Source organism: Pseudoalteromonas aurantia, assembly GCF_005886875.1.
Taxonomy (GTDB): Bacteria; Pseudomonadota; Gammaproteobacteria; order Enterobacterales; family Alteromonadaceae; genus Pseudoalteromonas; species Pseudoalteromonas aurantia_A.
In genome coordinates this window covers 1-269 of the sequence record NZ_PNBY01000249.1, presented here as the reverse complement: position 1 = coordinate 269, position 269 = coordinate 1, and the positions used below count along the sequence as shown (strand labels likewise).

Annotated in this window: 1 pseudogene; it reads right to left on the bottom strand. The window is 48.3% G+C overall.

Features of this window, described 5'->3' with window-relative positions:
- A pseudogene (locus CWC18_RS21315) lies at positions 1-269 on the bottom strand (lipopolysaccharide biosynthesis protein); the annotation flags it as partial.

Genomic DNA, 269 nt, shown 5'->3' with positions numbered 1-269 from the left:
AAGCAAAATCAGCAGTATATTGGTGAGGGAGTAGGCCACTCTTGGGTACTTGGCATCTTGTGCCTGGTAAGGGCTACTAACAACCACCAGCTGCTTTAACTTTCTGCTGGCTTCTGTGCGAGTGCTCTCCAGTGCGACCAATGCAGAAGTATAAGCTTGAGTAGCCAGGTCCAGATCCAGTTGCAACTCCTGTTGTCTGGCAGCGAGGTCGTTCAATGATGTGGTACCACTGTCGACCAGTTTGTCTTTTTCTGTGGTAATTTGAGATT